Genomic DNA, 6,178 nt, shown 5'->3' with positions numbered 1-6,178 from the left:
TGAAGTACTGAAACGATATCCGAAAAACACAACCGACTATTCCAAAATAATCTACCCAAACCATAAGGATTTTAACCTATTCCTCACTGAGAGCAGAATCAAAGATTACAACAAATATTAATCATTTAAAAATTTACAATCATGGAAAAGAAAGTACTATTCGACGAAAAACATGTTCTCTTTTGTTCTGAGCTTCGCCGACCGGAACAACTCGAAAGAAAAGTAAGTGAAATAGAAGAAGCTAAACGCTTGCTTATAATTGCCGCAGCTGATAAGCTGGAACCGAACGACGAAAGAGTTCTTAAACCACTTCTGGATCTTACTATGTTGCAGGATGATCTAAAAGACCTGAAAGCTAAAATTGAAAAATTAGAAACAAATTAATTATGAAAACAAAAGAATTTACACCCGTATTTATTGGAATTAGCAACGATTCAGTTGATCAGGAAATTGAAAAATTAGAGAAAATCGTTAGCCGAATGATCTATGTGAAAGAAGAATGGGAATCCTATTTTAAGGAAACATTTTCGTTAACTCATTTAAATTTAATCTTAAAAGCAAAACGAGATTACACAACTCACAAATACCTTTCAGAACTGATTCAAAAACATTTTCTGATGAATAATCCAATAACCCGAAAACAGATTAAAAAAGGCGGCTTTGATTTCGATTACTACATCAAAGGCACAAATCCATACCCTTTCCCAAACTTCGACACACTAAAAGATCAACTTGACTTATTCCGTGAAGAATCGAAAAAACTATACTCTGACAATATTCCATACCTGGCAGATCTATTCAACGATAACAAAATTTGCATACCGGACCATGTAAAAGAGGAAATTCGTGATAAATACACCCATTACACAGAGAATGAAGTTGAAAATCTGATTCTGGAAAAAATTCAATCGCTCTGTGCGAATATCAATTTTCTAAACAAATACGGAGCAAACATAGTTTCAGACGATCTACCAGATTTATTAAATGAAACCACCACCACAATTCATGTAGAAATGAAAAATAAAGAATTAAAAGGTGGGTCTTCCGGCAATCCGGATTGGCGTGTTCCACGTATCGTACCGAGTTCGAGAATGTTTATAAGAGAAAAGGCAATAGTAAACACAGTAATTGCCAATATTAATTTCGATAAAAACGACTAAAGTAAAAAGCTCCGCCCTTTGGCGGAGCTATAGTTACTTGGTACAACAGTTTGTTATTAAAAAATAATCTGTCACAGCTAATTTACAAAAAATAAAAGTATGAATGATTTCAACGAAAAAAAATTTCAACCGGTTGGTAATAAAGACATCACCGAGCTAAAAAAAAGAACCGTGCAAGATCTCAAACGACTCAAGCTTAATTTCGAGATAATGATTGCCGGTTGCGAGAAATACATTAACTACAACGAGAATGGTGGTCAATTTTTTAAAGACGAAAAATTTAATACTGCCACCGTCGAAATAGAAAAATGGAAACTCAGATATTGCCAATCTCACCTGCAGCTGGTTATTAACGAAATTAGTTCAAGGAATAAAAACTCACCAGAGACATCGTTAAATTGATTCAAAAATACATTTTTTGTTGTTAGGTTAATTCCGTTTCATTTCTAAGCCGGGTCAATTACGACCCGGTTTTTTTGTGCCTAATTTTCTGGAAGCCTGATATGTCCTTTGACAAAGAGGTTGAACACGATAGATTTAATCAAAAAAAATGAATCGAAAAAAGAAGGAACTAAATACTTCTGTTGGATTTCGACTTAGCAATCGAGAAAAACAAGATCTGGCCAATTTGTGCGAGATATTAGGCGTAACACCATCCGAATTTCTACGAAATCAGATAAACAAAATCAATTCAGTAATTAAAGAGACACCCAGAATGAAAAACTTAAACAAAGAAAAAGAGACAGAAAAGGCAATGGAAGAACTAAGCGGAGAAAAACAAACGCTATTCTCCACCAACGAAGAAGGCGAAACACCTGCAGCAACTACTGAAGGAATAGTCGATCAATTACTCAATGCCAAAAAATCTTAGCATGAAAGGTCATGAGTCAATTTTTAAGCAATCGCAATATTACATCGAGCTCCGCGAGGAGTTGGTTGTACTTTTCAACCTTTCCAACGCTCCGCGTGAAGAAATTGCAAAAAGAGCAGGAATAAGTACAAGCCACTTATGGGATATTCTTGCAGGAAAAAAACGCCTCTTACCGAATCGGGCAAAAGATATCTTGAGGGCAATTATTGAAATTCAGAATTATCGGGCAACTAAAAGTGAAGCAAGGAGGAATTAATATGAATCTTTCAATTGATCAGTGGGCCAAAATTACCATAAAACTATGGCAAGAACGACTTCAAAATTACAAAATTGGAGATTCTGGAAAGTTGGCTCAAAGTTTTTACCACCATGTTAACCGTGAGGCAAACGGCGACAAATCGTATGTTCTATTTGCTTTCGAGTATTACGGAAAAATGGTTGAATGGGGAGTTGGAAAGGGTGTAACCATTGCAAATAGAGGCCACACTCAAACCACCAGAGAAAAGAAGCCCTGGTTCTCTGATGTGTTTTTTAAACGACTCGATATTATAAAAAATGAAATGGTAAAATCAATGAGTCGCGACGCCTTACTATTCGTAAAAACCAACCTCGAAAAATACAACATCGACGGAAGCAAAATTTCACCAGGAAGGTCTCATTCGAAGAAATCCACATCATCATCAACCGGCGAAGGTTATTCAGTAGCCGATTATAAAAGAGTTCGCTTTAAATAAAAGATTATGGCTTACAACGAAAAAGCAAATGTAACAGTCACCCTGAATAATGAACAAGCCCGGAAAGAACTGCAGGAACTGCAGGGCGAATACAAACGCTTGTACAACCTTAAGAAAAAAGCAGAACAAGCTGGGGATGTAGGAGGTTGGAAAAAGATTGACACGGAAATGAAAAAGAACCTCAAAACACAAAACCAGCTCAAAAAAAACTATACCTCTATTGAGAATACCTTGAGAAATTTAAACGGTGCAAACCTCAAGGATCTGGAACAAGCCAAAAGAACACTCATAGCACGGCTAAAAACCCTCAAACGCGACTCGAAAGAATGGAAAACAGAAATGAGCAACCTCAACAAGGTTAATACCGAACTACGAAAGGTAAAAACCGGAATGGGGCAAATACAAAGCCCCACAAAAAAACTTTTGGGATTTGCAAAAGGATTACTCCCTGCTTTTGGATGGACCGCAATTATTGCCGGAGCCATTAAAGGAGCAAAGGCATTATTTAACATGTACCAGGAAACCGCCAAAGCCCGACGCGAAGCAGAGCGCCTGACTGGTTTAAGCGGAAAACCACTTGCAGATTTTACCGCCTCGGTTCAAGCCACCGCGGGCACATTCAATAAAGATTTTAGCGAGGTTCTTATCTCAACAAACAACTTCGCAAAAACAATGGGTATTTCTGCAGAAGAAGCCCTTGATAAGATAAACGATGGATTTATTACTGGAGCTGACAGCTCTGATGAATTCCTGGATATTCTAAAAGAATATGGACCGCAATTTAAAGCAGCAGGTTTATCTGCAGATGAATCCATTGCGCTGATAAGCCAACAGGTTAAAACGGGTATCTATTCCGACAAGGGTATAGACAGCATTAAAGAGGCAACAATCAGCCTCCGCGAAATGACACCGGCAACCAAAGCGGCCATCGACAATATAGGAATAAGCTCGAATGAACTACAGGCTAAACTCCGAGATGGATCCATTTCTGCTTTTGATGCAATTCAAATGATCAGCAATCGATTGGCAGAACTGCCACCACAAAGCACAGAAGTTGGAACTGCCATTGCCGATATTTTTAGGGGAGCCGGTGAAGATGCCGGGCTGGAATACATCACTATGTTAGGACAGGCAGAACTCAGCCTTGAAAACCTGAAAGCGGGAGCCGGTGAAAATGCCCTTGCCCAGGAACGACTACTTGAGGCAAATACAAAATTAAAACAAGCCTGGGGAGAACTAATGGGAACCGGCACCGGTACATTCACTGCGATCAAAGCAACTGCAACGGATTTATTGGCTGATGGAATAGTAGGTCTATCTTCAGGTATAAAAAATGTACGCGATTGGTTTATTGAATTGTACAATAGTAGTCTTCCTGTTCGTGCGGGCTTTCAATACATGTTAGCCAGTTGGGTTACTGGTTTTAATATTGTAAAAACTGCCATACAGGGGCTTTGGGAAAACCTTAAACTTGGAGGGAAACTAATAAAGGCAGTATTAACATTCGATGTAAAAGGTATAAAAACTGCTTTTGAAGAATACAGCGAAAACACAAAAGCGGCGGTTGTTGCAAATGCTCAAAAAGTGGCTTCTACCTGGAAGAGCGCTTATGAAGATACAATTAATGGAAAAATAGAAGTAAGAGGTGACATCACCACTACGCCAACTCCTGTTACAAGTGTAATCCCGGATTCAAATAATAATCAAGAAGATAGCACTTCGCCAACTTTTCAGCGGAATTCTGAATCTATGGAAGAGATGGATTCTAAAGATCCGAGAATTGAGATCGAGGAATCAGTTACTGAAACAGTTCTGGAACAAAGCAAACTCAGACAACATGCACTGGATAACGAACAAAAAGCTGCAGAAGACAGAGCTGCTGTTGAGGCACAAATTCAAGCACAAAAGAAAGCCGCTTATTTATCAACACTCGATACCATAATTGGCGTATTTGGGGAAGAAAGCAGAATCGGGAAAGCCGCATTATTAGCGAAACAGGCATACGCTATAGCTGAAACAATTATCAATATTTCAAAAGGTACCGCCAAAACAGCAGCCAGTGCCCCATTCCCTGCAAACATTCCTTTAATTGCTGGCTTTGTCGGTCAGGTTGTGGGATTAATTGGAACCATTAAAAGTGCGACTAAATCGGCGAAAGGGACAAAAGAATATGCATTAGGAAAATATCCCGACTTAATAGGTAGACTTCAAACTGGTACTTATGGGAACCAACCACACCTGGGCATATTTAATGAAGTTCCCGGCCAGCCCGAAATGGTAATTGACGGATTAACGCTCAAAAAACTAAACATGAATTTCCCGGAAATAATTGCTTCAATACATGCAGTTAGGGATGGCCGCCAACCGCAAATGTATGCAGGAGGCAAATACCTTGATGACAATGGGATTAACAATACTGCAAGCAGTTCAGATGCTCAAAACCCAGATATTAAAACGTTACAAGACTCAGTAGTCAAGCTGCATCACACGGTAGAAATACTAAGCAAGAAGAAACATTATATCGCAATAGATATGGTGCAGAAAAGTTTGCAGAAATGGGAAGAAATTGAAACCAAAAAAGGAATGTAAACCACTAAATAATGTTAGAATTCTATTTAAATAGCAAACCGTTTCTTCTAAGTTCTGATACATCTATCAGAATTCTCTGGAGCAATCCTGCTTGCAAGTTCGACAAAATTGATGGCAATGCAGGAATAGGGATCAGCATCCCGGTGAATGATCAAAACAAAGCCCTTCTCAGAAATCCGGCCAGATTTGAAAAGGTTGGCACAAAAATCACCCGTGAATTTAAAGGTTTTGAAATTCGATTTGGAGGGGTTCTGCTTTTGGGTGGCACTTTGATTGTGAACTCTGCAGATGACGAAAGCTATGAGTGTTGGCTCAGGGGAATTGTTGGCGATATCGGAGAAGAACATCGCGAGAAATACATTTATGATATAGAAGCATTTGGGCAGGAAATTACATGGGAAAATAAAAGCGATTACGATCCTATTAACGATGATTATTGCTGTCCCACAATATTCAATCCTGAGTTTTTTTCAGAAAAAGGAAGAACTATCCCAATAACTTATACGGTTCCAAATCCAGATTACTATCCGGGAAGTCTCATTCATGAAGAATATTTGCATGAAAACGATTCAACCGAGGCCTTTTCTAACGCTTTTCGGAATACATCTGATTACCTGGTCAACAGCAGAAATCCAGACGGAAGTATTAAAAACCTAACCAGCTCAATGGCTGCAAAAACATCTGAAAACCTAGAAATAACGGTTGTTTCTCCAATGTTGTTTTTGAATAATGTTTTACGACAGTTGCTTAATGATGTTCGCATTCATATTGATGAAAATGCAATTGCAAACGATGTTGATTTGAAAACACTTCTCCTTTATAAC

General features: G+C 38.5%; 8 protein-coding genes. All 8 read left to right on the top strand.

Annotated features, from left to right (window positions below; all coding sequences use genetic code 11):
- Window positions 1-141 precede the first annotated feature (141 nt).
- Window positions 142-384, top strand: a complete 243-nt coding sequence (locus tag QZ576_RS22395) for a hypothetical protein (RefSeq protein ID WP_297101800.1) — start codon at window positions 142-144, stop codon at window positions 382-384.
- Window positions 385-386: 2 nt separating this feature from the next.
- Window positions 387-1,160: a hypothetical protein gene (locus QZ576_RS22390; RefSeq protein ID WP_297101798.1), complete on the top strand. Its 774-nt coding sequence runs from the start codon at window positions 387-389 to the stop codon at window positions 1,158-1,160.
- A gap of 99 nt (window positions 1,161-1,259) precedes the next feature.
- Window positions 1,260-1,562: a hypothetical protein gene (locus QZ576_RS22385; protein WP_297101795.1), complete on the top strand. Its 303-nt coding sequence runs from the start codon at window positions 1,260-1,262 to the stop codon at window positions 1,560-1,562.
- 313 nt (window positions 1,563-1,875) lie between these two features.
- On the top strand, window positions 1,876-2,031 hold the full coding sequence (locus QZ576_RS22380; protein ID WP_297101792.1) for a hypothetical protein: 156 nt from the start codon (window positions 1,876-1,878) through the stop codon (window positions 2,029-2,031).
- A gap of 1 nt (window position 2,032) precedes the next feature.
- Complete coding sequence (locus QZ576_RS22375) at window positions 2,033-2,287, top strand: hypothetical protein (protein ID WP_297101789.1); 255 nt, start codon at window positions 2,033-2,035, stop codon at window positions 2,285-2,287.
- A gap of 1 nt (window position 2,288) precedes the next feature.
- Window positions 2,289-2,765 (top strand): hypothetical protein, encoded by a 477-nt coding sequence (locus QZ576_RS22370; protein WP_297101786.1) that lies wholly within the window; start codon window positions 2,289-2,291, stop codon window positions 2,763-2,765.
- Between the two features lie 6 nt (window positions 2,766-2,771).
- Window positions 2,772-5,354 (top strand): phage tail tape measure protein, encoded by a 2,583-nt coding sequence (locus QZ576_RS22365; protein WP_297101783.1) that lies wholly within the window; start codon window positions 2,772-2,774, stop codon window positions 5,352-5,354.
- 11 nt (window positions 5,355-5,365) lie between these two features.
- Window positions 5,366-6,178 (top strand): hypothetical protein (locus QZ576_RS22360; RefSeq protein ID WP_297101779.1); only part of this gene is annotated, 813 nt, incomplete at its 3' end.

The organism is uncultured Draconibacterium sp., from assembly GCF_913060805.1.
GTDB lineage: Bacteria > Bacteroidota > Bacteroidia > Bacteroidales > Prolixibacteraceae > Draconibacterium.
This window is presented reverse-complemented; position numbering and strand designations above follow the sequence as displayed.

Excerpts from the sequence above, each read along its gene's own strand:
- QZ576_RS22395 (WP_297101800.1), top strand. The coding sequence starts at position 142 with ATGGAAAAGAAAGTACTATTCGACGAAAAACATGTTCTCTTTTGTTCT.
- QZ576_RS22390 (WP_297101798.1), top strand. The coding sequence starts at position 387 with ATGAAAACAAAAGAATTTACACCCGTATTTATTGGAATTAGCAACGAT.
- QZ576_RS22385 (WP_297101795.1), top strand. The coding sequence starts at position 1,260 with ATGAATGATTTCAACGAAAAAAAATTTCAACCGGTTGGTAATAAAGAC.
- QZ576_RS22380 (WP_297101792.1), top strand. The coding sequence starts at position 1,876 with ATGAAAAACTTAAACAAAGAAAAAGAGACAGAAAAGGCAATGGAAGAA.
- QZ576_RS22375 (WP_297101789.1), top strand. The coding sequence starts at position 2,033 with ATGAAAGGTCATGAGTCAATTTTTAAGCAATCGCAATATTACATCGAG.
- QZ576_RS22370 (WP_297101786.1), top strand. The coding sequence starts at position 2,289 with ATGAATCTTTCAATTGATCAGTGGGCCAAAATTACCATAAAACTATGG.
- QZ576_RS22365 (WP_297101783.1), top strand. The coding sequence starts at position 2,772 with ATGGCTTACAACGAAAAAGCAAATGTAACAGTCACCCTGAATAATGAA.